The sequence below is a fragment of the Pseudomonas sp. Irchel 3F6 genome (genome assembly GCF_900187595.1).
Taxonomy (GTDB): Bacteria; Pseudomonadota; Gammaproteobacteria; order Pseudomonadales; family Pseudomonadaceae; genus Aquipseudomonas; species Aquipseudomonas siliginis.
Genome location: NZ_FYDP01000001.1, coordinates 209399 through 235114, shown reverse-complemented (window position 1 = coordinate 235114; position 25716 = coordinate 209399). Strand labels below are relative to the sequence as shown.

The 25716-nt window shown below is 60.6% G+C and carries 21 protein-coding genes; 12 read left to right on the top strand and 9 right to left on the bottom strand.

Annotated elements, in window-relative coordinates:
- Positions 1-96 precede the first annotated feature (96 nt).
- Positions 97-1170, bottom strand: coding sequence for a diguanylate cyclase (locus tag CKW30_RS00995; protein WP_095180274.1), 1074 nt, complete (start codon positions 1168-1170; stop codon positions 97-99).
- A 188-nt stretch (positions 1171-1358) separates the two neighbouring features.
- On the opposite strand from CKW30_RS00995, the gene CKW30_RS00990 reads away from it, so the two are divergent.
- The 7 genes from CKW30_RS00990 (at position 1359) to CKW30_RS00960 (ending at position 10308) form a co-directional block, all read left to right on the top strand.
- Positions 1359-2813, top strand: coding sequence for an NAD(P)/FAD-dependent oxidoreductase (locus CKW30_RS00990; RefSeq protein ID WP_095179551.1), 1455 nt, complete (start codon positions 1359-1361; stop codon positions 2811-2813).
- A 21-nt stretch (positions 2814-2834) separates the two neighbouring features.
- A complete protein-coding gene (locus CKW30_RS00985; protein ID WP_095179550.1) occupies positions 2835-3761 on the top strand; it encodes an alpha/beta fold hydrolase in 927 nt (308 codons plus the stop codon).
- Between the two features lie 163 nt (positions 3762-3924).
- Positions 3925-5424, top strand: a complete 1500-nt coding sequence (glcD, locus tag CKW30_RS00980) for a glycolate oxidase subunit GlcD (RefSeq protein ID WP_095179549.1) — start codon at positions 3925-3927, stop codon at positions 5422-5424.
- On the top strand, positions 5424-6473 hold the full coding sequence (gene glcE / locus CKW30_RS00975; protein ID WP_095179548.1) for a glycolate oxidase subunit GlcE: 1050 nt from the start codon (positions 5424-5426) through the stop codon (positions 6471-6473). The genes glcD and glcE overlap by 1 nt, the downstream gene beginning before the upstream one ends.
- 2 nt (positions 6474-6475) lie before the next feature.
- The gene (gene glcF / locus CKW30_RS00970; protein ID WP_095179547.1) at positions 6476-7696 is read left to right on the top strand and encodes a glycolate oxidase subunit GlcF; all 1221 of its coding nucleotides are present in this window, start codon (positions 6476-6478) and stop codon (positions 7694-7696) included.
- Between the two features lie 88 nt (positions 7697-7784).
- Entirely contained in the window at positions 7785-9173 is a 1389-nt protein-coding gene (locus tag CKW30_RS00965) for a VOC family protein (protein WP_095179546.1), read from the top strand.
- 307 nt (positions 9174-9480) lie between these two features.
- The gene (locus CKW30_RS00960; protein WP_095179545.1) at positions 9481-10308 is read left to right on the top strand and encodes a glycosyltransferase family 2 protein; all 828 of its coding nucleotides are present in this window, start codon (positions 9481-9483) and stop codon (positions 10306-10308) included.
- Positions 10309-10631: 323 nt separating this feature from the next.
- Here CKW30_RS00960 and CKW30_RS00955 read toward each other — a convergent pair whose 3' ends face one another.
- From CKW30_RS00955 to CKW30_RS00930, 6 genes are all read right to left on the bottom strand, one after another.
- Positions 10632-11216: a hypothetical protein gene (locus CKW30_RS00955; protein ID WP_041478611.1), complete on the bottom strand. Its 585-nt coding sequence runs from the start codon at positions 11214-11216 to the stop codon at positions 10632-10634.
- Positions 11217-11302: 86 nt separating this feature from the next.
- Positions 11303-11503, bottom strand: a complete 201-nt coding sequence (locus CKW30_RS00950; RefSeq protein WP_041478610.1) for a hypothetical protein — start codon at positions 11501-11503, stop codon at positions 11303-11305.
- An 11-nt stretch (positions 11504-11514) separates the two neighbouring features.
- A complete protein-coding gene (locus tag CKW30_RS00945) occupies positions 11515-11757 on the bottom strand; it encodes a hypothetical protein (RefSeq protein ID WP_095179544.1) in 243 nt (80 codons plus the stop codon).
- 137 nt (positions 11758-11894) lie between these two features.
- On the bottom strand, positions 11895-12962 hold the full coding sequence (locus CKW30_RS00940; RefSeq protein ID WP_095179543.1) for a lipocalin-like domain-containing protein: 1068 nt from the start codon (positions 12960-12962) through the stop codon (positions 11895-11897).
- Positions 12952-15420 carry an FtsX-like permease family protein gene (locus CKW30_RS00935; RefSeq protein ID WP_371857493.1) on the bottom strand — a complete coding sequence of 823 codons (2469 nt, stop codon included), beginning with the start codon at positions 15418-15420 and terminating at the stop codon, positions 12952-12954. Before CKW30_RS00935 ends, CKW30_RS00940 begins: the two co-directional genes overlap by 11 nt.
- Positions 15420-16073: an ABC transporter ATP-binding protein gene (locus CKW30_RS00930; protein WP_016774109.1), complete on the bottom strand. Its 654-nt coding sequence runs from the start codon at positions 16071-16073 to the stop codon at positions 15420-15422. The genes CKW30_RS00935 and CKW30_RS00930 overlap by 1 nt, the downstream gene beginning before the upstream one ends.
- Before the next feature lie 139 nt (positions 16074-16212).
- Here CKW30_RS00930 and CKW30_RS00925 point away from each other — a divergent pair, with 139 nt between their 5' ends.
- Entirely contained in the window at positions 16213-18186 is a 1974-nt protein-coding gene (locus CKW30_RS00925; protein ID WP_095179541.1) for an alkyl/aryl-sulfatase, read from the top strand.
- Positions 18187-18198: 12 nt separating this feature from the next.
- Here CKW30_RS00925 and CKW30_RS00920 read toward each other — a convergent pair whose 3' ends face one another.
- On the bottom strand, positions 18199-19047 hold the full coding sequence (locus CKW30_RS00920; protein WP_095180273.1) for a helix-turn-helix domain-containing protein: 849 nt from the start codon (positions 19045-19047) through the stop codon (positions 18199-18201).
- 96 nt (positions 19048-19143) lie between these two features.
- On the opposite strand from CKW30_RS00920, the gene CKW30_RS00915 reads away from it, so the two are divergent.
- Together CKW30_RS00915 and CKW30_RS00910 are read left to right on the top strand one after the other, a co-directional pair.
- Positions 19144-20088 (top strand): LysR family transcriptional regulator, encoded by a 945-nt coding sequence (locus CKW30_RS00915; protein WP_095179540.1) that lies wholly within the window; start codon positions 19144-19146, stop codon positions 20086-20088.
- Positions 20085-21104, top strand: a complete 1020-nt coding sequence (locus CKW30_RS00910) for an AraC family transcriptional regulator (RefSeq protein ID WP_095179539.1) — start codon at positions 20085-20087, stop codon at positions 21102-21104. Before CKW30_RS00915 ends, CKW30_RS00910 begins: the two co-directional genes overlap by 4 nt.
- Before the next feature lie 140 nt (positions 21105-21244).
- On the opposite strand, the gene CKW30_RS00905 is transcribed toward CKW30_RS00910, so the two are convergent.
- Positions 21245-22942, bottom strand: a complete 1698-nt coding sequence (locus CKW30_RS00905) for a sulfatase-like hydrolase/transferase (protein ID WP_095179538.1) — start codon at positions 22940-22942, stop codon at positions 21245-21247.
- A 389-nt stretch (positions 22943-23331) separates the two neighbouring features.
- Between CKW30_RS00905 and CKW30_RS00900 the strand changes: the two genes are divergently transcribed.
- Both CKW30_RS00900 and CKW30_RS00895 read left to right on the top strand, forming a co-directional pair.
- Complete coding sequence (locus CKW30_RS00900) at positions 23332-24684, top strand: UDP-glucose/GDP-mannose dehydrogenase family protein (RefSeq protein WP_016774103.1); 1353 nt, start codon at positions 23332-23334, stop codon at positions 24682-24684.
- Complete coding sequence (locus CKW30_RS00895; protein WP_095179537.1) at positions 24681-25715, top strand: NAD-dependent epimerase; 1035 nt, start codon at positions 24681-24683, stop codon at positions 25713-25715. The genes CKW30_RS00900 and CKW30_RS00895 overlap by 4 nt, the downstream gene beginning before the upstream one ends.
- The last annotated feature ends 1 nt before the right edge of the window (position 25716 follow it).

Sequence of the window (25716 nt, the reverse complement as noted above, 5' to 3'; positions counted from 1 at the left end):
AGCCTGCTCGCGAAGGCGTCGTGGCAAACGATATTGATACCGCCTGACCCAGCGCTTTCGCGAGCAGGCTCGCTCCCACAGGTATCAGCTCGCCCGTCAGACCGAATCCAGCAGCGCCTGCCTCGGCTTGTTGTCGCTGTTGCAGATCACCCGATTGCGCCCACTGGCCTTGGCTTCGTACAACGCCTGATCGGCCTCATCCAGCCAACGCGTGGCGTCGGCATGGCTCGGGTCGTACGCGGCCAGGCCAATGCTCAGACTGACCTTCAACGCCGGGTTCTGCTCGTAGCCCATCACCGCAAAACGCTCGCGCAAGGCTTCCATCGCCTGAGCCGCGTTGAACAGTGGCAGCTCCGGCAAAATCACGCAGAACTCGTCCCCGCCATAGCGCCCCGCCACATCCGTGGCGCGAAGATTCTGTTTGAGCAGTTTGCTCAACTGGCGCAGGACGATATCGCCAGCGACATGCCCATAGGTGTCATTGATCGCTTTGAAGTGGTCGATGTCGATCAGCGCAATCGCCGCGCCCTGCTGCTGGCGTTTGCAGCGCTGGAACGCGAGGTTCAGCTGATCCTTCCACGCGCCATGATTGAGCAGGCCGGTCAGGCTATCGGTGCGACTCAACGCCAATAGCTCGCGCTTGTGCCGACCGAGGGTCGATGCCTGGCGAAAGCAGATCCAGCCTAGCGCCAGCGGATACAGCAACAGCAACGGCAAACAGGCGTACAGCTGCAGCGGCGTTGTTGGCGGGATGAACGCCGGCGCAAACACCACCAGCCCTACGCCCATACCGAGCAACTGCACCGCCGTGCCCGCCAGCAAAAACCGCCCGCCACCGATGGCGACGTTGTTCATTGCCATCATCGAAATCGTGGTCGCGCTGGGCAAGGGATTGAACTGCATGGCGGCGACCCAGAAGCCGCCCATGAATGCATCGATCAGCAAATTGCGGTGTTCGGCGCGAAACGGCACGCTCGAGCTTCGCGCCCATAGAAAGGCCAGATGCGGCCAGACCAGGCCGTTGAACAGCATCAGGCCCCACACCCACAGCGGCGGATCGAGCGCATGCATCGCCACGCTGACACACATCAGCCCGAGCAGCAGCCCGAACACCCGCGACCTGTACAGCCTCCTGGCCAGTGAAAGTCCCTTTCCTCGCGTATTTCCCATAAGGGCCTCGACCGCGCGATGCATGGTTACATCCCGACAAGGATGTGTCCGGAGTCTATCAGGGCGCCGCTAAATAGCCATCACCGGCCAGCGGCCTGAATAGAGCGCTATCAGCGCCGCACGCGCGGCCCAGAGTTGGCTATAAATGAAAGAGGGGAAATGGAAAAACAACTATAAAAAGGGGGCACATGCATACCTACGCTGTGTTGATCATCGGCAGCGGTTTCGGCGGCCAGTGCGCGGCGGTCAACCTGCTCAAGGCCGGAATCGACGATTTTCGCATTCTTGAGCGACGCGACTTCTTCGGCGGCACCTGGTGCCAGAACACCTACCCCGGCGCAGCGGTGGACGTCCCGTCGCCGCTGTATTCGCTGTCATTCGCGCCCTACCGCTGGTCGCAGATGTTCGCCGAACAGGCGGAATTGCGTCGCTACACCGAACAGCTGATCGAGCAGTTCGGTTTGCGCGAGCGCGTGGAGCTGGGGGCGGATGTCGAGCGCGTCGAGTGGGACGAGGCGGAAAAACACTGGACGGTGCACACCCGCGCCAAAGGCATCTTTCACACGCAGTTTTTGATCAACGCTTCCGGGCCATTGAGTCAGCCGGTCATCCCGCACTTTGCTGGGATGGATCGCTTTCAAGGCAAGACTTTTCACACAAACAATTGGGATCACAGCTACGACTATCGCGGTAAACGCGTCGCGATCGTCGGCAGTGGTGCCAGCGCCGCGCAGGTGATCCCGGCGATTGCGCCACAAGTCGAACACCTGCATGTATTCCAGCGCACGCCGCATTGGGTGCTGCCGCGTGCCGATCGCAAATTCGGCCGTTTCCAGCGCTGGCTGCTCGGTCTGAAGCCGGCGTACAAGCTGCTGCGCTGGCTGATCTACTGGCAATTCGAAACCCGGGTGATCGCCTTCAAATACTCGAGACCGGCGATTCATCTGGTCCAACAACATGCGCTGCGTTTTCTCAAGCGCCAGATTCCGGACCCGCTGCTGCGGCAAAAACTCACTCCGGACTTCACCATCGGCTGCAAACGCGTTTTGGTGTCCAGCACGTACTACCCGGCGCTGAGCCGCGCCAACGTCACGTTGCACAGTCGCGAGCACGGCATCGCTTCGATCGACGAAAGCGGGATCAACACCGTGGACGGTGAGCATCTCGATGTTGATCTGATCGTCTGGTCGACCGGTTACGACGCCACCGACGGGGTGATTTCCTACCCGGTCAGCGGCAAAAACGCGGTGCAACTCAGAGATGTCTGGGCCGAATACCCGCGCGCGTACCTCGGCACCAGCCTGCCGGATTTCCCCAACCTGTTTATCGTCACCGGGCCGAACACCGGCATTGGCCACACCTCGGCGCTTTTCATCATTGAATCGCAGATGAACTACATCCTCGACTGCATCCGCACCGTACGGGCCAAAGGCCTGAGCAGCATCGAAGTGCGCCGTGACGCAGAACGTACCTACACTGCAATGATCCACCGGGAAATGCAGCGCACGGTGTGGAAGTCCGGTGGTTGCCACAGTTGGTACCAGAGCAAGAGCGGTCATGTGATCGCGATGTTTCCCGGCTTCAGTTTCAGCTATCACCTGCTGACCCGGGCGCTGAAACCGGCCGACCATATTTTGTCCTGAACACGTATAAGGAAGACGTCGATGCTTTTGCTGTTTGTCGCACTCGCGGTTTTCGTGGCCTGGAGCTGGTTGAGTTACCCGGCGGTCGGCCATTGGCTGTACGACCTGGCGATGGCAAGCGAGGCCAGGTTGTACAAATTGCACAAGATCGAAGTGCCGATAGCCGAGATGACCGTGTCGACCTGGCAAGGCGGGCCGTACGAGGCGTCCAGCGCGATCCTGATGCTGCACGGCTTCAGCGCCGATAAAAACCTCTGGCTGCGCTGCGCCCGGCATTTCGTCCGTCAGTATCGGGTGATCATCCCGGATCTGGCCGGCCACGGTGAGACTGGCTTCAAGGCTGGCGGCGGTTACGACATTGCGGTTCAGGCCAAACGCATGATTCAGCTGCTCGATGTCTGCGGCGTAGAGAAAGTCCACGTCATTGGCAACTCCATGGGCGGCTACATTGCCGCGTGGCTGGCAGCGACCTATCCGGAGCGAATCGCCTCGCTGGCATTGATCGACCCGGCCGGCGTCACCGCACCGGAGCCGAGCGACATGGAGCGCCATCTGGCGCGCGGGCACAATCCGTTTCTGATCAATTCCCGCGAAGAATTTCAGCGCTTCTACGCGATGACCATGGAGTCGCCGCCGTGGGTACCGAAACTGGTGCTGGACGCCGTCGCCCAGCGCTACGAGCAACAGCGTGACGAGCTCGAAGAAATCTTCCGCGACTTCCGCGCCAGCCCGCCGATGGAGCCGAAACTGGCCGAGATCCAATGCCCGGCGCTGTTGCTCTGGGGACGCAAGGATCGCCTGATCGACGTCAGCAGCGTGCCGGTGTGGAGCAAAGGCATCGCCAATCTCGAAGTGGATGTGTGGGATCACGTCGGGCACATGCCGATGGTCGAACAGCCGGGAAATACCGCGCGGCTGTACGGGGAATTTCTGGAACGACAGCGATGAAGATGGATACTCGCAATGCCCCAGGTTGCGCAACTGATCGTTCCCATGCTCTGCGTGGGAATGCCTCAGGGGACGCTCTGCGTCCAGTGACGCGGAGCGTCACGGGCTACATTCCCACGCAGAGCGTGGGAACGATCAGCGGAGACAGAAGGTTGGCGTTCCCATGAACATCCTTTACGACGAACGCCTCGACGGTCCGTTGCCCGAGGTGAACAAGGGCGAATTGCTCAAGGCTCTGCAACAAGCCCTGCCGGACCTGGACATCCTCTGGCGCGAAGATGAACTCAAACCCTACGAATGCGACGGCCTCTCCGCCTACCGCACCTCGCCAATGCTGGTGGCCCTGCCCCGGCGTCTGGAGCAAGTGCAAACCCTGCTGAAACTCTGCCATCAGAACAATGTGCCCGTGGTCGCGCGGGGTGCCGGTACGGGATTGTCCGGCGGCGCGCTGCCACTGGAAAAAGGCCTGTTGCTGGTGATGGCGCGGTTCAACAGCATCCTGCACATCGACCCCGCTGCACGTATCGCGCGGGTTCAGCCGGGGGTGCGCAATCTTGCTATCTCCCAGGCGGCGGCCCCGTTCGGCCTGTATTACGCGCCGGATCCGTCATCGCAGATCGCCTGTTCGATCGGCGGCAACGTCGCGGAAAACGCTGGCGGCGTGCATTGCCTCAAGTACGGCCTGACCGTGCACAACGTGCTGAAAATCGAAGTGCTGACCATCGAGGGCGAACGTCTGACGCTGGGTTCCGAGGCGCTTGATTCAGCCGGTTTTGACCTGCTCGCCTTGTTCACCGGCTCCGAAGGCCTGCTGGGGATCATCACCGAAGTCACGGTGAAACTGCTGCCCAAACCGCAAGTCGCCAAGGTCCTGCTCGGCAGTTTCGACTCAGTGGAAAAGGCCGGTCGTGCGGTTGCCGAAATCATCGCTGCCGGGATCATTCCGGGTGGTCTGGAAATGATGGACAACCTGGCCATTCGCGCCGCCGAAGACTTTATCCACGCCGGTTACCCGGTCGACGCCGAGGCGATTCTGTTGTGCGAACTCGACGGCGTCGAAGCCGACGTGCACGACGATTGCCAGCGCGTACGGGAAGTCATGACAGCGGCCGGCGCCACTGAAGTGCGCCAGGCCCAGGACGAGGCCGAGCGTGTGCGTTTCTGGGCCGGGCGCAAAAATGCGTTTCCGGCGATCGGCCGGTTGTCGCCGGATTATTACTGCATGGACGGCACCATCCCGCGCCGCGAATTGCCCGCTGTGCTGCAAGGTATCGCTAGCCTCGGCGAGGAATATGGCTTGCGCGTGGCCAACGTGTTCCATGCCGGCGACGGCAACATGCATCCGCTGATCCTGTTCGACGCCAACCAGCCGGGGGAGCTGCATCGCGCCGAGGCACTGGGCGGCAAGATCCTCGAACTGTGCGTGAAAGTCGGCGGCAGCATCACCGGCGAGCACGGCGTCGGCCGCGAAAAAATCAATCAGATGTGCGCGCAGTTCAACAGCGACGAGTTACTGCTGTTTCATGCGGTGAAAGCCGCGTTCGATCCGCAGGGCCTGCTCAATCCCGGCAAGAACATTCCGACCCTGCATCGCTGCGCCGAATTCGGCGCGATGCACATTCACGCCGGGCAACTGCCCTTCTCCGAGCTGGAGCGATTCTGATGGCTGATTTCGATGCCGCCAACGCCCTGCTCGATCAGGTCAACGCCGCGCGGGCCAATGCCACGCCGCTGAAGATTCAGGGCGGCAACAGCAAGGCGTTTCTCGGTCGCGAGGTGGCCGGCGAAGTGCTCGACACCCGTGCTCATCGCGACATCGTTCAATACGATCCGACCGAACTGGTGGTCACCGCACGTGCCGGCACGCCGTTGTCCGAGCTGCTTGCGGCGCTGGATGAGGCCGGGCAAATGTTGCCCTGCGAACCGCCATCCTTTGCCGACAGCGCCACGGTCGGCGGCATGGTCGCCACGGGACTGTCCGGACCTCGCCGGCCGTGGTCCGGCTCGGTGCGCGACTTCGTTCTCGGCACGCGGGTGATCACCGGCCTCGGTCAACATTTGCGCTTCGGTGGCGAAGTGATGAAAAACGTCGCCGGTTATGACCTGTCGCGGCTGATGGCCGGCAGTTTCGGTTGCCTCGGCGTGCTCACCGAAGTGTCGCTGAAAGTCCTGCCGAAACCACGCCAGTGCCTGAGCATTCGCCTCGATATCGACTGCGCTCGGGCCTTGAGCAAACTTGCCGAATGGGGCCAGCAACCGCTGCCGATCAGCGCCGCGTGCCACGATGGCCGGAGCCTGTACCTGCGCCTGGAAGGTGGCGAAGGTTCGGTGACGGCGGCGCATCAACGCCTCGGCGGCGAGCAGCTGGATTCGGGTTTCTGGCGCGACCTCAACGAACAGCGCCTGAGTTTTTTCGACGAAGGTTTGCCGCTGTGGCGCCTGTCATTGCCGAACAACCTCGGCCCGCTCGAGCTGCCCGGCGAGCAACTGATCGACTGGGCCGGCGCGCAACGCTGGCTTAAATCCGAAAGCTCTGAGATTCACGCACTCGCCCATTCCTTGGGCGGCCATGCAACGTGCTTTACCCACGGTGCCACCGACTCGCCGTTTCAACCCTTGGCGCCAACCCTGCTGCGCTACCACCGGCAACTCAAGGCGCAACTCGACCCGCAAGGGCTGTTCAACCCCGGACGCATGTACGCGGAGGTCTAGCCATGCAAACCACCCTCAGCGAGCAATCGCGAAAATTGCCCCGGGCTGGCGAAGCGGAAAAGATCCTGCGCACCTGCGTGCATTGCGGTTTCTGCAACGCGACGTGCCCGACCTATCAATTGCTCGGCGATGAACTCGATGGCCCGCGCGGGCGCATTTATCTGATCAAGCAAGTGCTGGAAGGCGCACCGGCCACCGAGCAGACGCAACTGCATCTGGATCGTTGCCTGTCGTGCCGCAACTGCGAAACCACCTGCCCGTCCGGCGTCGATTATCACAACCTGCTCGACATTGGCCGCGCGGTAGTCGACAGCGCGGTGCCGCGCCCTGCCGCTCAGCGCTTGCTGCGCGAAGGCTTGCGCGCGCTGGCGCCGAATCCGGGGCTGTTCAAAGGCTTGCTGCGCATGGGCGCGACCTTTCGACCACTGCTGCCGCGCCTGCTGGAAAGCAAATTGCCGCAGCACTTGGGTGTTATGGGGTCGCGCCCCGCTCCTCGGCATCCGCGCCGGGTGTTGTTGCTCGAAGGCTGCGTGCAACCGGGCCTGTCGCCGAACACCAATGACGCGACCGCGCGGGTGCTCGATCGTCTGGGCATCAGCGTCACTCCGGTGAACGAGGCCGGTTGCTGCGGTGCGCTCGACTATCACCTCGACGCCCAGGCCAAAGGTCTTGACCGCGCTCGACAGAACATCGACGCTTGGTGGCCGCACTTGCAGAATGGCGCCGAAGCCATCGTGCAAACGGCCAGCGGTTGTGGCGCGTTCATCAAGGATTATGGGCATCTGCTTGCGGACGACCCGATCTACGCCTCGAAAGCACGGCGGATCAGCGAAATGACTCGGGATCTGGTGCAAATCATCGCGCAGGAACCGCTGGAACAGGTCTGCGCCGCCAGCGAACGGCGCATCGCCGTGCATTGCCCGTGCACTTTGCAGCACGCACTGAAACTCGGCGGCGCCGTGGAGGCAGTACTGTCCCGACTCGGCTTCAACCTCACACCAGTGCCGGATGGCCATTTGTGCTGCGGCTCGGCGGGCACTTACTCGCTGACCCAACCGGTGCTGGCGCGGCAACTGCGTGACCATCGACTCAACGCTCTGGAAAGCGGACGGCCCGAGTTGATCGTCACTTCCAATGTGGGCTGTCAGAGCCATCTGGCGAGCGCCGGGCGCACGCCGGTCAGACACTGGATCGAGCTGGTGGATCAGTCGTTGGCAGAATGAAGTTCGTAGGATTCTTCGTTTGCCCGCGTGGGCGAAGGCTGCGATCTTTTCGGGCATCCATTTCGTCACCGTGGCAGGAATTTTTTTCATGACCGTGCAGCCGTTCGTCAGCCCCGACCTGATCCGCCAACGCTTCTCCCGAGCGATGTCCGACATGTACCGCGAAGAGGTGCCGCTGTACGGCGCGCTGATGGAACTGGTGGAGAAAACCAATCGCGAAGTGCTGGCAGGTCAGCCAGACATCGCCGGGCAACTCAAGCGCACCGGCGAAATCGATCGGTTGGACATGGAACGCCACGGCGCCATCCGCGTCGGCACCGCGAGCGAACTGGCTATCCTCGCCCGCCTGTTCGCGGTGATGGGCATGCAACCGGTGGGTTATTACGACCTGACCCCAGCGGGTGTGCCGGTGCATTCAACGGCGTTTCGCGCGGTGCATGAAGAAGCGCTGCAGGTCAGCCCGTTTCGCGTGTTCACCTCGTTGCTGCGCCTGGAGCTGATTGAAGATCGTGAACTGCGTGAGTTTGCCGAGTCGGTGCTGGCCCGTCGTTCGATTTTTACTGACTCCGCGTTGCGTCTGATTGAACAGGCGGAAACGGCGGGCGGACTGGATGACGCCGAAGCCGCAGAATTCGTCCGACAGGCACTGGAGACTTTTCGCTGGCACCACAGCGCCACCGTCAGTGCCGCGCAATACCAGAAACTTAGCGCTCAGCACCGTTTGGTCGCCGATGTCGTTGCGTTCAAAGGCCCGCATATCAATCACCTGACCCCGCGCACGCTGGACATCGACACCGTTCAGGAGCAGATGCCTGCCCATGGCATCACACCCAAAGCGGTGATCGAAGGTCCACCACGCCGCAATTGCCCGATCCTGCTGCGCCAGACCAGCTTCAAAGCGCTGGACGAGCCGATCGCCTTCACCGATCAGCCCGAAACCCGTGGCAGCCACAGCGCGCGCTTCGGCGAAATCGAACAACGCGGCGCCGCCCTCACGCCGAAGGGTCGCGCGTTGTATGACCGCTTGTTGAATGCCGCTCGCGATGAATTGGGCGACTTCCCTAACGAAGCCAATGCCGCACGCTACGACGCGCTGATGACGCAGCACTTTGCCGAATTTCCTGACAGCATCGAGGGCATGCGCGAACAGGGGATGGCGTACTTTCGTTATTTCGCTACGGAAAAGGGCATCGCGGCGCACGGACTTGGCGAATCGTCACTGGAGGATTTGCTGCGCGATGGCTACGTGAAAGCGGAGCCGCTGGTGTACGAAGATTTCCTGCCGGTGAGCGCGGCGGGGATTTTTCAGTCGAACCTGGGGGATGCCGCACAGGCGCATTACGCCGAACACTCCAATCGACATGCTTTCGAACAGGCGCTGGGGCGTTCGACCATTGATGAGTTGGGGTTGTATGCCGAGACGCAACGGCGGTCGATTGAGGAATGTGCCGAAGTGCTGCGGATCAAACTGACCTGAATTTGCGCCGTTCTATTGTAGGAGTGAGCCTGCTCGCGATAGCGGTGTAACAGTCGCCGATGATGTGAGTGGAAAGACGCCTTCGCGAGCAGGCTCGCTCCCACAGGTTTTGCGGATGGACCGCCGTTCAGGACAAGCGACAAAACCAAATGGTCGCTGCATCTATTGGAAAACAATGTCGGATCTGAATTATCCCGCTTGTTTTCACAAACCAATCAGATCGGCAAATTAAGCTTCACCTAAGCTTCCCCCGCTAGCATCCCGGCTCATCAACCTGTCGTCTTGAGCCGTGATGAGTCCCTCCGACATGAAAGCCTTCGATCTGCCTACCCAGCCGCATCCCAACTTCAGTCTTGTTCTGGTCAATTACAAAACTCCGGACATCACCCGCATGTGTCTGGAGCTGTTGCGCGAGCATGTCCAGGCGCAGGGCATTCCAGTGTGGGTGGTGGATAACGATTCGGCGGATGCCAGCCTTGATTATTTGCGTTCTCTGGACTGGATCAATTTGATCGAGCGGCCGTCGCCGGGCAAGGAAATGGGGCATATTGCCCATGGCAAGGCGCTGGATCTGGCCTTGGCGAAAGTTGAGACCGATTATTTGTTTCTGCTGCACACCGATACCTTTGTCTACGACATGGAAGTGTTCGCGATGATGATGCGCGAATGCACGAAAAGTGCGGACATGGCGGCGGTGGGTTGTGTTGAGCAACTTGATCGTGGGTGGCTGCGAGACACCTGGCGGTTAACTTCGCGGTTCTGCAAACATCATGTTCGTCGGCTAAAAGTTCATTTCGGCCTGCGTTCGAAACCACCACGCCCGTATAAAGAAACGCATCTGAAAAGTTTCTGTACGCTGTGGAATGCGCGTTTGATGAAGTCGCTCGGGCTGCACTTCTGCATGGATGAGGAGGTGCCTGGTTACACGCTTCAGGATCGAATGGTCGGGTTGGGCTATGGCGTCAGGTTCCTCTCGCCGCGGAAGATTTTCCGCTATCTGGATCACATCCAGGCCGGCACCGTCGCGGCGGCAGGCACGTATGGCAAGGATCACCGCCGTACAAAAATGTACCAGCAGACACTCAAGCGCTTGCAGGGGCAGCATGGCAAAACCGGTATGCAGGCTTCGACTTGATCGAAAACAATAAAAAAGGGCGACTTCAAAGTCGCCCTTTTTGTTTGCAGATTCTGTATACAACTTTCGCCAGTAGTGGAGTTCGCCCAGTGTTACGGCCTGGCAATCCTTGCACCGGTAAAGAGCCCTGACACTGGGCGAACGCCGAGGATTTTAATTCAAACAAGTGGACCTGTCGTCATGGGCAAACATGAAATTTTTGCACTGAAAAGTTAAAAACTGTGTTTTGCCGATTTATCCCGGGAATTGTCTTACAAAAACCTTTATATGATTGCTCTCATACATAAAGTTGTACAAGAGCAATAAACTTGTAGAGTTAATACTCAACTATCGTGCTGACTGGTCACTTTCAGGATATCGGTATAAGTGACAATAACGCTCTGCCCTACTTTCAGATCTTTCAACTTGGCCTGAATCTCCGGCTTCTTCACATCGAGCGTCTTCGATTGTCCGGACGGATCTTGGAGGGTGACCTGATTGGTCTTCAAATCGATTTTGCTGATTTTCAGCTGCACCTGAACCTGACGATAGGCCTCGCCGCCCGGGTTATCGCTGCCCGGGGCCTTGCGCAGTTCGCCGGTACGTTCGGTGGTGCCTGGCAGACCTTTATCCACGTCTGTATCGAGATAAGCGGCGACAGATCGCTGCACCTCGATTTTCACCAGGTCCCCCACCTTGAGATTGGCAAGATTTTTCGCTTTGTCGCTGAGCTGAACGTGGACCTGACGTCCCTCGGGGCCTTCCAGCACGACCTGGTGATTGGCCGGGTCGACGGCGAGCACTTTGGTGGTAACGGAATCGGCCTCAACGACGGCAGATAACGGAATATCGGCAGCTAAAGCGCCGAAACTGGCAGCAGAAAGCAGCGTTGCGAGAGTGATGGCCTTGGCCAGAGCGTCGAGCTTCATATGCATTACTTTCCCTGTGATGAAATGGCGACGCCCGCCACCGAAACGACTTCTGCAGCAGGCGTGCCAGTGAGCATAGACGCTGTTCAGGGCTTGACTTGGGTTTGTGGCCCACGGGTATGTGGCTTGGCAGTCTCCTGGGCGGTGGATTCGCCACTCGGGGTGCCTTTGCCGCTGTCCTGTCGCTGCTTGGGATCAGTCGGGCGCAAGGCATCATTGTCGCGCTCGGTTTCACCGGCCGGGCGTGGTTCGTCGGGGTTGTCGTTCTGGTTGTTGGTGGTATTCATGGCAGGAGTCCTCAGGCTTCGGGATCTTCAAGTTCGCGGGCGACGTTGACCTCGGGTGACTGCTTGTGCAGATCGTCGGCTTTGGCGCGCATCAACTGCCATTGCTCAAGATCGATTGCGCCTTGGCCGAGCAGGCCATCGGCGATGCGTTGCAGATCGAGGTAGTGAGCGTCAGGGGAGTTCTGCCAGTAGGCTTGATCGTCGAACAGGCGCTGCCAGGTGTCGAGGTCTGGGGGTTGCAGGTCGTCGCTCATGGGTGAGTCCGAAAATGGCGGGTTTCTGGGTAGAGCGGAGAGCGCTGGCGAGAGTTCCAGTCAGTTAACTCAGCGGTCACAGCGCTGACGCTTTCGCGAGCAGGCTCGCTCCCACAGGGAAGAAAGCGGTGCCGCCGTTAATACCCGGTCATTTCCAGATAGCCTTGGCCAGGATGGCTGCCATCAATCTTCACCGGCCCTTCCCAGTACGGGATACGCAAATTCATCCACGCATTGCGGTTGATCGCGTCAACGCTGATATCGAGTTTCTTGTCTGGAATGCGGATCGACCATTTCACCGGCATCGGTCGATCAGCAACCTTGGCCGTATCCTGCGGCACAAGGCTGATCTGCTCGCTGCGCAACGTCTGAATCTGCCCGTCAGCGGCGATCCAGGTGCCGGTCAGATAAGGCGCGCCGGTCTTCTGCCGCATGCGATAAAGCATCACGTGTTCGCCGCTGTCCAGATGCAGCGAGAACCAGTCCCAGCCAGTTTGATTGGCGGTGAGTGGCTGACTGCTCCACTCGCGATCGAGCCACGCCGGGCCGCTGACGGTGTAGGTCTGGCCGTCGATCTGCAGCGTGCCGCTGGCCTGGAAAAATGGCTGGCTGTAGTAATACGACGCCTGGCCTTCTTCGGATTTCTGGCTGAAACCCTGGTCGCCTTGCAGCACCAGCGGTCGGCTGGAGGTAAGGCGCAGTTGATAAGCGAAATTCTTGTCACGAGCACTGAGTTGCATGTCGCGCAACGGATCCTGCGCCTGACTGGCAAACATCCAGTCATCGATCCACGCCTCGAACGGCGCCAGGCGCACGCCGGCCTGGCCTACTCCGCCCCGGGCGTAGCGCTCGGCGGCATGATGCACCGAGCGCGAAGTGACTGCCGCATGGCCCAGCCAGATCGTTTGGTTGCCCCAACCGGCCTGCTCGGCGACGGGTTTCAGGGCGCTGCGAAACAGCGTCCATTGCACGCCGAAATCATTGCCCTGCTGATCCTTGAGGTTGGCGGTGACGTACCACCACTCAATGCGAAAACCATCATGCGCGCCATGATCGGCCGGAAAGCTGAATATCCGACCGGGCACCACCGGGGTGAAGGATTGCGCCTGATCGCCCATGCCGGCAAAACCCTTTTCCTCGGGTGCAGGCTGATCGCAGCCAGCGAGCAGCAGCGCAATCATCAGCACGAGCCATTTAGTCCTCATGGGCAAATGTCCTCAGCAAGTCCGCCGGTTGTGTGCGGTACAGCGAATACAGCGGCCATGCCGAAGCCAGTAAAGTCGCGAGCAAGGCCAGGCCCATCAGTTGCAACAACTGCAACGGGAACACCCGCAGCGGCAGTCGCCAGCCGAACGCCTGCACGTTGATCACCGCATCGAGGCACCACGCCAGGGCGATGCCCAACGGCAGCGCCAACAGCAACGTCAATACGGCAAGCAGCCAGGTCTGACCGAGGTTGAGCAGCATCAATTGTTTGCGTGTAACGCCCAGCGCCCACAGCGGTGCGAGCTGACTGAGGCGACTCTGGCTCTGAGTGAGCAGACTGATGAACAGCGCCACACCCGCCACGGCCAGGGTCAGGCTGTTCAAAGCTGCTGTCGCAGCAAATGTGCGTTCAAAGACTTGCACCGACCAGCCCTTGAGCCGCGCCTGATCGACGATGCGGTTGTCATCCAGCGCAAAACGCGCCTGCAAGGCGTTGAGCAGCGCCGGAATCTGCGCTGGGTCGATACGCAGATTGAAGCGGTTCGGCGTGAGTTGCGGCCATCCGCGCAGCAGGTGCTCACTGCTGATCAGCACGTGCCCCTTCGGATTGCCGTAGTCGGCGTAGATGCCGACGATGCGCGGCGACCATGTGCCGTTCGGCGTGGGAATGTTCAGATGCTCGCCCGGCTTCACTTTCAGGCGTCGTGCCAGTTGTTCACTGAGCATCACCGCATCATCCGTGGCCAGTTTGCCCCACGGATCGCTGCCACTGCTGTCGAGCAACGGCCAGTGCTGGCGATAGTAGGAGTGGTCGATGATGCCGTAGACATCGGCCGGCCAGCCTTGCAGCGTCACCGAAACCTGCCAGTTGGGCAGCACAGCGGTCACGTTGGGCTGCTGCCTGAGCCAACTGTGCATCTCGCGGGCCTGCGCCGGGTTGGCCGGGTTGATGTACAACTCGGCGCTCAGGCGTTGTTCGAGCCAGTCGTTGAAGGTCTGGCGAAAACCGGCGGTCATGCTGCCGGCGCCGATATTGGCGGCGAGCGCCAACAGCAGCGCCATCAGCGCCAGACTCAGGGCTGGCAGTTGCTGGCGGCAGTCGGCGAGAAACCACTGGCCGAGCACCGAACGACTGCGCCCGAGCAACGGGTTCAACAACGCGCTGAGCAACACCGGCAAGGCCAGAGCGGCACCGAGCAACAGCCCGGCCATGAGCACGAAACCGCTGCTCAGGCTGTCGCCCCAGATCAGCGCCGCCAGCGCAATTGTCAGCAGCGCTGTCGCCAGCCAACCCTGTCGGCGCAACCAGCGCGAATACTGTTGATGCCACGCCTGCGGATCGGCCACCGCCAGCAATGGCAGGCGCGCCGCCCGCAGCAGACTGTTGGCCCCGGCCAGCAACGCGCCGAGCAGGCTCAGCCCTATGCCGCTGAACCACCACCAGGGACTCAGGCGCAACTGCCCCGCCACTTCCGCGCCATATAAACCGCGCAGGCTGGCGGCGACGTCCGGCAGCAGCACGCTGGCCAGCCAATAGCCGCTGATCACACCGAATAATCCGCCGATCAGCGCCAGCACACCCAGTTCAACCACCAGACATGCGATCAGCATTCGTGCACTGACGCCACAGGCGCGCAAGGTGCGCAGCAAACCTCGGCGCTGTTCCAGAGCGAGGCCGATGGCGGCGTGGACGATGAACAGGCCGACCAGAAACGACAGAAATCCAAGGGCATCGAGATTGAGGTGAAAGCTCTCGGTCAGCCGCGCGAGATTGTTTTCTTCGCCGCTGCTCTTGAGCTGCAAGCGATCGTTGAAACTCGCTGGTAATTCTTGATGAAAGTCCTTGGGTAGCAGCAGTCGCGACAATTGCTCGGGTTGTTCGAGCAGGCGCTGCGCTACGCCGATGTCGACCAGCAACAGGCCCGGCGCCATGTCCTTCTGCGCGAGCAGTGGCGGCAGGGTTTGGCCGTTTACGGTTTGCGGTGTATCACCTTCGCGCAAGCCGAGCATTTGCAGGGTGTCCGGAGAAATCCATGTGCTGCCCGGCGGGCTGAAAAATTCGACGATGCGCTCGATCGGCATCGCCTGCCCGGCCACTGCCGAATCCGTCGGCAGCGACACCGGCTCGATGCCCATCACCTGAATCCGCTGGTCTTCGTGGCCCTTGAGCGTCAGCCGGCCCTGCAACACCGGCGACACCGGCAAGCCCTGACGGCGCAATTCGATAAACCAGCGCTGGGGAAACAGTGCCCCATTCGGCGTGCTCAGGCTGGCCTGTGGTTCGCCGCCGATCATCTGGCTGGCCCGCGCGTAGCTGTCACGTGCCTGACTGTTCAGCGCCTCGACGCCAGTGAGCAGACTGGTGGCCAGCCACAACCCGGTCAGCACGCTGAAAAACTGCACGGGATGGCGCCGCCAGTGGCTGAGCAGCGCGCGCAGGGTTTGCCGCCAGATCATCAGGCGACCCGCCCGTTCGACAACACCACACGCTGGGCCAATCGCGCCGCGACGCGCTGACTGTGGGTGACCATCAGCAGGGTCGTCGGCGTGTCATCGAGCAATTCCAGCAACAGCCGCAGCACTTCATCGCTGGTCGCTTCATCGAGGCTGCCGGTGGGTTCATCGGCCAACAGCAATTTCGGCTGCGAAGCCAATGCCCGGCCCAAAGCGACTCGTTGCTGCTGACCGCCGGAGAGTTGCTCGGGATACCGCGAGAGCAGATCGCCCAGACCCAGACGCTGCACCAGATGCGCTTGCCAGCGCGGCTCATGGCGCCCGGCCAGGCGCGCCTGAAAGGCCAGATTGTCTTCCACGCGCAGACTGCCGATCAGGTTGAACTGCTGAAACACCAGACCGATTTCCGTACGTCGCCAGTTGGCCAGTTGCGCTTCGCTCATGGCTTCCAGACGATGTTCACCGCTGCGGATGCTGCCGCTGTCGACCTTGTCCAGCCCCGCCACCAGATGCAGCAGCGTGCTTTTGCCACTGCCCGATTCGCCCATCAGCGCCAGGCTGCCACCGGCCTCCAGCGTCAGGTCGACGCCTTGCAGCACCGGCAACAATCCCTGTGGCGTGGCATAGCTTTTGAAAACGTCGCGAACCTCAAGCATGGGCAAACCCGATCAGTGAACCTGGGCCTAGGATAGCGGCCCTGAATGGTTTTTGTCCGCTGATGATCATCGTCAACCCAGCGCCGCGCCTTAAGCTGCTGGCTGTTCGGCCATAACGATAATAAAACCGGAGACACCCATGCCCCGTTTCATCCTGAGCCCGCGTGGCCTGCTGACCTGCCTGATCACCACTTGCCTGAGCCAGCCGTTGCTCGCTGCTGACGGTCCGGTGGCGCCAAGCATGCAAACCGCTGCAAGCAACGCTGCCGTCCTGCAAACCCTGCCTTTCAGCGACCGCACCGATTTCGAATCCGTCAGCAAAGGCTTGATCGCACCGTTCAAGGGCCAGATCAAGGATGCCGCCGGCAAAGTCATCTGGAACGTCAATGCCTATGATTTCCTCGCCAAAGACAAGACGCCGGAATCGGTCAATCCGAGCCTGTGGCGGCTGGCCCAACTCAATGCCCACGCCGGTCTGTTCGAGGTCAGCCCCAAGCTGTATCAGGTACGCGGTCTCGACCTCGCCAACATGACCATCATCGAAGGTGACGACGGGCTGATCATCATCGATCCGCTGACCATGGCCGAAACCGCCAGGACGGCGCTGGATCTGTACTACGCCCATCGCCCGCGCAAACCGGTCGTCGCAGTGATCTACAGTCACACCCATGTCGATCATTTCGGCGGCGTGCGCGGTGTGATCGACGAGGCCGATGTCAAGTCCGGCAAGGTCAAGGTGTATGCGCCAGCGGGCTTCATGGAACACGTGATGAGCGAGAACGTCATGGCCGGCAATGCCATGAGCCGCCGCGCGCAGTACCAGTTCGGCAGCCTGTTGCCGCGCAGTGAAAAAGGCCAGGTCGACGCTGGCCTCGGCAAGAGCGCGCCCAGCGGTGGCACGGTCACACTGATCGCGCCTACCGATCTGATTGCCGAGCCGTTGGAAACCCGCACCATCGCTGGCCTGCAAGTCGAATTCCAGCTGACCCCGGGCACCGAAGCGCCAGCGGAAATGAACCTTTATCTACCGCAGCTGAAAGCCTTGTGCATGGCCGAAAACGCCACGCAGATGATGCACAACATCCTCACCCCGCGCGGCGCGCAAGTACGCGATGCCAAAGCCTGGTCGCAATACCTCGATGACAGCCTCATGCGCTACGGTGACAAGGCGGACGTGCTGTTCGCCCAACACAACTGGCCGACCTGGGGTGGTGAGCGGATTCGTACTTTGCTCGCCGATCAGCGTGACATGTACGCCTTCATCAATGACCGCACCCTGCACTTGCTCAACCAGGGCCTGACGCCGCTGGAAATTGCCGAAGCAATCAAGAAACTGCCCGGCTCACTCGATCAGAAGTGGTACACCCGTGGTTATTACGGCTCGCTGAGTTTCAATACGCGCGCGGTGTATCAGCGCTACATGGGTTTCTACGACGGCAACCCGGCCAACCTCAATCCGCTGCCCCCGGTCGATGCAGCTAAACGCTCGGTCGAGGCCATGGGGGGTGCCGCGTCGGTGCTGGAGAAAATGCGCAGTGCGATGGCCAGCGCTGACTACCGCTGGGCCGCGCAGTTGGGCAACCAGTTGCTGTTCGCCGATCCGGACAACGCGGATGCCCGCAACGCTCAAGCCGAGACGCTGGAGCAGTTGGGTTATCAAAGCGAGAACGCCACCTGGCGCAACATGTACCTGACCGGTGCGATGGAACTGCGCAACGGCGTACCACCGCAGTCTGCCAATACCGTATCGGTGGACATGGTCCGGGCGATGAGTCCGGAAATGTTCTTCGACTACCTCGCGGTACGCCTGGACAGCGACAAAGCCGTGGCCCATGACCTGACGCTGAACTGGACGTTCGACGATGTGCAAAAGGATTTCACCCTGACCCTGCGCAACGGCGTGCTGACTCACCGCGCCGGCTTGAATCCGGCGGCGGATGCGAGCGTCAGCCTGAGCCGCGATACGCTGGAGAAGATCAGCCTGAAGCAATTGGACTTTCCGACAGCGATGCAAAAAGGACTGGTGAAGTTGCAGGGCAATGGTCAGAAATTCGGATTATTGATGGGCAGCCTGGATACGTTCGGGCCGCAGTTCAATATCGTCACGCCTTAGGCCAAACGCCCCTCATGCCTGACCGGGATTCAACCGGAACTGCTTCGGCGTAATCCCGAACTGTTTGCGAAACGCGCGGATAAAGTTGCTAGGCTGGCGATAACCCAGCCGCTCAGCGATCCGCTCGATCGGTTGATCGCCCGCCGTCAGCCAGTGCCGCGCCATCGTCAGATTGTCCTCACGCGCGGGCGCGCAAGTTGCAGCGTGCCAGTGGCGCAGCATGCTCTGGTGCAGAAACGGGTTGGCGCCCAGCAAGGCCTGATCGAGCCTGGAGCGTGGCAAGGTCAGGCACAGATGCTCGCCCTGCTCCACCGCGATACCCACTCCACGCAGCCAGCCACCGGCCATTTGCGCGGGGCGCAGGCTGACACTCACAAACAAATCTCCAGGCGCCCCGCCGAGTCGACGGGCAATGTTGCGCACCAGCGTTATCGCCGCCGCATCCAGAGCGAAATGATGGAGCTGCCCCTGCTGCGAACGCAGGCGCAAATGAGCAAAATCGCCCGCCTCGACCAATTCCACCGCAATGTAATTGATCACCCTTGGCAAGCAGTCGATGAAGCACTTCAGACTGGCCCGCAGGGTCGCGGCCGAGTCGAGCAGAATATTCAGTCCTTGCAGGCAATCGGTCGCCATCCCGTCGGACAGTTCGCAGCCAAACGTCGGCGCTACCCCGGCCCATTCACACTCACGCCACAACCGTTCAAGCGCTTGTGCGGCGATCAATTGATGCTGTCCGGCGAGCACTGACGGGCAGATCCCGACGCGCGTCATCAAGCGTTGCGGGCACAGCCCGGACTGGCGAGCATGCGCGAGAATCGTGCGGGTGAACGCGCTGGAGGCGAACAGAGGCTGAGACATGAAGGCGGCCATCGAAGAACAGGCGTGTACTTATGCCAGCGGACGTGCTATCGATCCAATGCATTAAAAGTATTCGCAAAATGCAGGAGACGCATGATGGATCTTCGCCAGCTTCGCCACTTGGTCGCCCTCGCTGATTACCGCAACTTCGGGCGCGCCGCCGAGGCGATCAACCTCAGCCAACCGGCATTCAGCCGCAGCATCCAGACTCTGGAACGGGATCTCGGCTGCGAACTGGTCGAGCGCAGCAGCCGTGAGTTTCGCCTGACCGGGCAAGGACAACTGGTGCTGCAACATGCGCGGCGCCTGCTCGCTGGCAGTCAGGCGCTGCACAACGAATTGACGCAATACAACGGCCTCACCGGCGGCGAACTGCAATTCGGTTGCGGTCCGTATCCGGCGCAAGTGCTGGTGCCGGAAGCGCTGGCCGACTTCATTGATGCGCATCCGGCGATTCGCACGCGGTTTCATCAGGGCGACTGGCAGCAATTGACGCTGTGGTTGCGCGAGCAGCAGATCGAGTTTTTCGTCGCCGATGCGCGGCACTTCGTCAGCGATCCGCAGTATCAGGTGCACCTGCTGCGCACGCGGCCGGGACGGTTTTTCTGTCGCGCCGGCCATCCGCTCCTCGCGCAACGAGACCTGCGCTTGCGCGCCCTGCTCGATTACCCGATCGTCGGCACGCGCATTCCACCGATGATCCGCAAGGTACTCGCCGATATCCTCGGTGAGCAGGACTTCACCCCGAGCGTCGAGTGCGCACAATTTGACGCGATCCAGCGCGTAGTGCTGCGTTCAGACGCGGTGGGGCTCGCCACGCTTGAGGCCTTGCGTGAACAACTTGATCGAGGCCTGATCGAGCTGCTCGACTTTGTCGACGTCCCCCATGACGAGCCGGCGCTGCAACTGGGTTACGGCATCGTCAGCCGCGCCGGTTTTACCCTGACGCCAGCAGCGCGGGCGATGATCAAGGCGATCCTCAGCGTCGATCAGCGTTTGCTGGCGGCTAACGGAGCTACGGGAGACGCGCGCACAACATGAGCAAAATCCATCCGCAGCCCGTCAACGCTTTTTACGCGCCGACCCTGCTGCCGGCCATTGAAGAATTGCTCGCGCGCGGCGTTACCCAAGGCGCAATCGAAGCGCAGCTGCGCCGCAGCCTGTTCGATCTGCGCACGCCGTTCACGCGCATGCCGCTGCTGATGTCACGGCGCTTCTGGGCGTTTGCCGTGGAACAGAGCGGGGATCCACTGATCGGTCTGGCGGCGGGTGAACGTTTCGTTTCGACGGCCACCAACGGGCTGACCTATCTGTTCGATGTCGCCGTGTCGCTGGAACGTGCCTGTGCGTTTTTCGCCGAGTACTTTGCGTTTTTCAACGGACATTTCCGTGTGCAAATCCTGCGTGAAGATGACGGCGTAACACTGCGTCTGGTCGACGACGGCAGTCTTGGTGCTCCGGCGGCGCTGACCGATTACATCCTTGTCAGCCTGTGCAGCCTGGTGCGGCGCAAATTGCTCGCCAGCGGCGTGAATCGTGATCCGGTGCTAGGTGTGGCATTGGCATCGGCAAGCCGCGAGCAGCATCAATCGGCATTGCGCGCCCCGGTGAGCGCAGAGCAGTCATGCGCGGCGATTTATCTGGATCCTCAGCTGTTCGTGATGCCGTTGACACCGGGCAATCCGGCATTGGAAACAACGCTTGTCGATCTGCTGGAACAGACCCGACGTCTCAGTGAATCGACCTTGCTCGGACAGCTCAGCGATTATCTGATCGAAGATCTGGCTTCAGCGGATTGGCAGCAGTTCTGTGCTACACAGCATGTGCTTGAGCGCACGGCGGCAAGGCGCTTGAAGGCGTTGGGCTGGACTTTCAGCGAACTGCTTGATGAGCATCGCCGCTATCGTGCCGAGGACCTGTTGCAATCCGGGGCGCTGGAGCTGGTCGACGTGGCGGATCGGTTGGGTTACAGCGATGTGCAGGGATTCAACCGGGCTTTCGCGCGCTGGCTGGGGTGCGCGCCTGGGGAGTATCGGGCGCGGTGGCTGAAGCTTTGAATTGGCTGGTGTCAGTGCTGGCCCCATCGCTGGCAAGCCAGCTCCCACGGAGGCCAGTGCTGACACAGGATTCGTGAACAACCTCGAACCCTGTGGGAGCTGGCTTGCCAGCGAAGAGGCCCGCCCGAGCAATCAAAAACTCACTGCCCCGAAGCCACACTCGCCGGCGCTCGTTCCGGGGTGACGATGCTGCCCAGATCGATATGCTTCCACTCAGGCTTGGCCCCCAACCGCGCATTGAAGCGGTAGTTGAAAGTGAACTCATCCGCCGTCGGCACGCTCAGCGGTTTGCCATATACCGCTTCAATCCCCGCAAGGTCATAACCCATCACCTGCAACAGCGTCGGGAAGATGTTGTAGTGGCTGGAGCGGTCCTTGTTTGCCGGCAGATTCGCTGCCCAGTCCGGCGTCTGCAATCCACGGCCCTGAATCACCACCAGCGGCACCAGCCCCTCCTCTTCCACCGGGTCGCCGCCGCAATGGGTATTCAAGCCCGGATTGCCACGCTCATGCAGATCCTGGCCATGATCGGAGGTATATATCAGCAGCGCATTGTCCAGATTGGCCTGGGCAAACACCCGGGCGAAGAACTCGCCGACGTTCCACAACAGCGTGTTCTTGTAGGCGTTGCGATACAGCACCCAGTCATCCGGCTGGCCGTTGAAACCGGTGCGTTCGCCAGTATCGGCGACTTCAGTGAACTGCCCGCGCGGCAGCGTTGGCCGGTAGGCCATGAACGCGTCCGGGTATTTGTCATGCACCGGAAAATGCGCGCCGACCTTGTTGATCACGATCAGCTCGGGGCGATCGTCATTGAGCAATTCGATCAGCTTCGCCGCTGCCGCCATATCGCGGTCGCGCACGCTGGTCTGGTCGAATTGCACGAAACTGTCGATGTCGTTTTTCTCGGCAGCGGTCATCAGGTTCTGCAGGTTGCCGGCCGTGCGTTGGGCGTCGATGTACACCGTGCCGAGCCCGGCCTTCTTCGCGTACTGCCAGATCGACGGCAACGTGCTGTTGATGCGCCTGTAATCGGCGCGGGTGCCGCCGTAGCGCAAGGTGACGTTGGTGTCGGCGCTGCAGTTGGCAATGGACGCGGCATAACCGAAGTTGAAGACATCGACCCCGGCCGGCGCTTGCTTGAGGTTGCTGTGCACGCCGAACGGCGCGTTGATGTCGAGGTAATTGCCGGAAATGCTTTCGTCGATGATCAGCACGATGTCGTGGCCGACGGCGGGCGTGGCGCGCGCAAGCGTCACCGCCTCACGGGGGCCGACGGTGTCATGCAACGCTTCGTAGGCAAACAGGTTGAGGTAGGCCAGCGGCGTGTACATGATCGGCAGACCACGTGCGCCCTCACCCGCACGTAAAAACAGCAAAGCGCTGAGCATCAACACGCCGATGACCGGAGCCGCTACCCGCAACGTATTGGGTATGAACAGCGCATGACGCGGCTTGAGTCCGATGCCGAATAACAGCAGCAAGCCACTGAGCAGCGCGCGCAGGATCGCGTCGCGGTACTGGTACGCCGCTTCCTGAATGAAGCCGCCGGAGTACACCAGCGAGACAAAATCGCTGTACCTCAGGTAATCCGCCGTGACCCGGGTATAGACATCGAAAAAAACCGCCGCCACAAACAGTGTTAATGCGAACGCATGTCGAACAAGAGCCTGACGTATATAGGCAGTTAGATATAACGCAAAAGTCAGCGCCAAAAACATCGCGCCAAAAACAAGTACATTCAAACCCCACCCGATAGCATTTAACCGATCCACGTAATAGTCGGAAAAGAGCAACAGATGGGCAACTAAGAGCAGTTCCTTGGCGTATTTGAACATGGCGATACCGGTGATCGGAAAAGGGCAAATGTCAAAGGTTTGTCGGTCAGAACCTGAAACTAGCACCCGGCCATCAAAGCGCAAGAAATGACTGATAGGCGGGGAAAGCGTCAAAAAAACGGTGACTCAAATCTGACACACCTGTAGCGGTGAAAGCCTTTAATTTCGGGGACTTAGACCGTCTGTCGGTTAAATAAAATCTGAACAAATCTGCAAAGAAAGAACAAATTCAATGGCAGCAATGACTTGATGGCCAATCGCCAAAAACGCCTCAAGTGTTATACCCGTGCAACATGTCATTTTGCTGACACGCTTTCCAAACCCTGCGCTATACCCCTTTAACAATCTCATTCCGTAGTTAACTTTTCTGGTTTTATTGAGGTGCGCAGATGGACGTGAGCGTATTTGGCACTGGCTATGTCGGACTTATACAAGCCGCTGCACTTGCCGATGTCGGTCATCGGGTTTTATGCATTGATATTGATCCCAACAAGATCAAACAACTGCAACAAGCGGTACCTCCCATCAGTGAACCAGGCCTGTCCGCAACACTTGAAGAAAACATCAAGGCCGGGCGCTTGTTGTTCAGCACCCAGGCCAGTGATGCGGTGACTCACGCCGAGCTGATTTTCATCGCCGTCGGCACCCCGGCGGACGAAGACGGCTCAGCCGACCTCAGCCATGTACTCAACGTCGCCCGGCAGATCGCCGGTCTGATGGAGGCCGATCGTACGCTGATCATCAAATCCACGGTGCCGGTCGGGACTGCCGACCAGGTTCTGGCCACGGCCACCAGCGAATTGCTGTTGCGCGGCAAAACCGAGCTGCAGGTGCGCGTGGTTTCCAATCCGGAATTTCTCAAGGAAGGCAGCGCCCTCGCCGACTGCATGCGCCCCGACCGGATCATCATCGGCACCCGCGACGACGCTGCCCGCGAGCAGATGAGCGAGCTGTACGCGCCGTTCTGCCGCAACCACGAAAAACTGATGTTCATGGACAACCGCAGCGCCGAGCTGACCAAATACGCGGCCAACGCGATGCTCGCCACCCGCATCAGTTTCATGAACGAACTGGCCAATCTCACCGAGCTGCTCGGCGCCGACATCGAAGCGGTGCGCAAAGGCATCGGCTCCGACCCGCGCATCGGCTACCACTTCATCTATCCGGGCTGCGGCTTCGGTGGCTCGTGCTTTCCCAAGGATCTGCGTGCCTTGCTGCACACCGCCGAACACAACGGCATGCCATTGAAACTGCTGCGCAGCGTCACCGACGTCAATGACAGCCAACGGCACATCCTGTTCAGCAAACTGCGCGCGCAGTTTCCGCAAGGCCTGGCCGGCAAATCCATCGCGGTCTGGGGCCTGGCGTTCAAACCGAACACCGACGACATGCGCGAAGCCCCCAGCCGTTACCTGATGGACGCGTTGTGGGCCGAAGGCGCCAGCGTGCAGGCTTATGATCCGGAAGCCATGTCCGAATGCCGGCGCATCTACGGCTACCGCAACGACCTGCACCTGTGCGCGACCCGCGACGACACTCTCGAAGACGCCGACGCGCTGGTGATCTGCACCGAGTGGAAGAACTTCCGCGTGGTCGATTTCGAGCTGCTCGCCGAGAAGCTGCGTTCGAAGGTAATCATCGATGGGCGCAATCTCTACAACCCGGAACAAGTAGCCGCCGCCGGCCTGCATTACAGCGGCATCGGCCTGCGCCACATCGCCCCTGAAGGGCTGCGGCCATGAAGATTCTGGTGACCGGTGCCGCCGGTTTCATTGGTGCCCATTGCGTCCTGCGCTTGCTGCGCGACGGGCATTCGGTGGTCGGCCTGGACAATTTCAACCACTACTACGACCCGCAGCTCAAGCACGACCGCGTGCAGTGGGTGCGCGAGCAGGTCGGCGATTTTCCGCTGGCCACGGTGGATCTGGCCCACGCTTCGGCGATCGATGCGCTGTTTGCCCGCGAGCAGCCACAAGTGGTGATCCATCTGGCTGCGCAGGCCGGGGTGCGTTATTCGCTGGACAATCCACGGGCGTATCTGGACAGCAACCTCAACGGTTTCCTGAACATTCTCGAGAGCTGCCGCCACCACCCGGTCGAACACCTGATCTACGCCTCGTCGAGTTCGGTGTACGGCGCCAATCAACACACGCCTTACTCGGTCAAGGATGGCGTCAACCATCCGCTGTCGCTGTACGCCGCGACCAAGAAAGCCAATGAACTGATGGCGCACAGCTACAGCCATCTGTTCGGCATTCCCTGCACCGGCCTGCGCTTTTTCACCGTGTACGGGCCTTGGGGTCGGCCGGACATGTCGCCGATCCAGTTCGCCCGGGCGATCAGCGAAGGCGAGCCGCTGAAGCTGTTCAATTACGGCGAGCACCAGCGCGATTTCACCTACATCGACGACATCATCGAAAGCATCGCACGCCTCATCGATCAGCCACCGCAAGCCAATCCGCAGTGGGATCGCGAGCAGCCCGACCCGGCCAGCAGCATGGCGCCGTGGCGTCTGTTCAACATTGGCGGGCAGCGGCCGGTTGCACTGAAAACCTACCTCGCGCTGATGGAAAAACATCTCGATCGGCAAGCCATTGTCGAGCTGCTGCCGCTGCAACCGGGCGACGTGCTCAACACCTGCGCCGAGGCCAGCGATCTGGCCCAGGCCACCGGATTCCAGCCCCGGATAGAACTGGATGAAGGACTGGGCCGCTTCATCGCCTGGTTCCGCGACTACTACCCCATTGCCCGTGCGCCGCTTGCGGCTGATTGAA

Excerpts from the sequence above, each read along its gene's own strand:
- CKW30_RS00940 (WP_095179543.1), bottom strand. The coding sequence starts at position 12,962 with ATGAGGACTAAATGGCTCGTGCTGATGATTGCGCTGCTGCTCGCTGGC.
- CKW30_RS00930 (WP_016774109.1), bottom strand. The coding sequence starts at position 16,073 with ATGCTTGAGGTTCGCGACGTTTTCAAAAGCTATGCCACGCCACAGGGA.
- CKW30_RS00905 (WP_095179538.1), bottom strand. The coding sequence starts at position 22,942 with ATGTTCAAATACGCCAAGGAACTGCTCTTAGTTGCCCATCTGTTGCTC.
- CKW30_RS00965 (WP_095179546.1), top strand. The coding sequence starts at position 7,785 with ATGACCGTGCAGCCGTTCGTCAGCCCCGACCTGATCCGCCAACGCTTC.
- glcF (WP_095179547.1), top strand. The coding sequence starts at position 6,476 with ATGCAAACCACCCTCAGCGAGCAATCGCGAAAATTGCCCCGGGCTGGC.
- CKW30_RS00985 (WP_095179550.1), top strand. The coding sequence starts at position 2,835 with ATGCTTTTGCTGTTTGTCGCACTCGCGGTTTTCGTGGCCTGGAGCTGG.
- glcD (WP_095179549.1), top strand. The coding sequence starts at position 3,925 with ATGAACATCCTTTACGACGAACGCCTCGACGGTCCGTTGCCCGAGGTG.
- CKW30_RS00925 (WP_095179541.1), top strand. The coding sequence starts at position 16,213 with ATGCCCCGTTTCATCCTGAGCCCGCGTGGCCTGCTGACCTGCCTGATC.
- CKW30_RS00915 (WP_095179540.1), top strand. The coding sequence starts at position 19,144 with ATGGATCTTCGCCAGCTTCGCCACTTGGTCGCCCTCGCTGATTACCGC.
- CKW30_RS00945 (WP_095179544.1), bottom strand. The coding sequence starts at position 11,757 with ATGAGCGACGACCTGCAACCCCCAGACCTCGACACCTGGCAGCGCCTG.
- CKW30_RS00960 (WP_095179545.1), top strand. The coding sequence starts at position 9,481 with ATGAAAGCCTTCGATCTGCCTACCCAGCCGCATCCCAACTTCAGTCTT.
- CKW30_RS00920 (WP_095180273.1), bottom strand. The coding sequence starts at position 19,047 with ATGTCTCAGCCTCTGTTCGCCTCCAGCGCGTTCACCCGCACGATTCTC.
- CKW30_RS00900 (WP_016774103.1), top strand. The coding sequence starts at position 23,332 with ATGGACGTGAGCGTATTTGGCACTGGCTATGTCGGACTTATACAAGCC.
- CKW30_RS00895 (WP_095179537.1), top strand. The coding sequence starts at position 24,681 with ATGAAGATTCTGGTGACCGGTGCCGCCGGTTTCATTGGTGCCCATTGC.
- CKW30_RS00995 (WP_095180274.1), bottom strand. The coding sequence starts at position 1,170 with ATGGGAAATACGCGAGGAAAGGGACTTTCACTGGCCAGGAGGCTGTAC.
- CKW30_RS00950 (WP_041478610.1), bottom strand. The coding sequence starts at position 11,503 with ATGAATACCACCAACAACCAGAACGACAACCCCGACGAACCACGCCCG.
- CKW30_RS00935 (WP_371857493.1), bottom strand. The coding sequence starts at position 15,420 with ATGATCTGGCGGCAAACCCTGCGCGCGCTGCTCAGCCACTGGCGGCGC.
- CKW30_RS00990 (WP_095179551.1), top strand. The coding sequence starts at position 1,359 with ATGCATACCTACGCTGTGTTGATCATCGGCAGCGGTTTCGGCGGCCAG.
- CKW30_RS00955 (WP_041478611.1), bottom strand. The coding sequence starts at position 11,216 with ATGAAGCTCGACGCTCTGGCCAAGGCCATCACTCTCGCAACGCTGCTT.
- glcE (WP_095179548.1), top strand. The coding sequence starts at position 5,424 with ATGGCTGATTTCGATGCCGCCAACGCCCTGCTCGATCAGGTCAACGCC.
- CKW30_RS00910 (WP_095179539.1), top strand. The coding sequence starts at position 20,085 with ATGAGCAAAATCCATCCGCAGCCCGTCAACGCTTTTTACGCGCCGACC.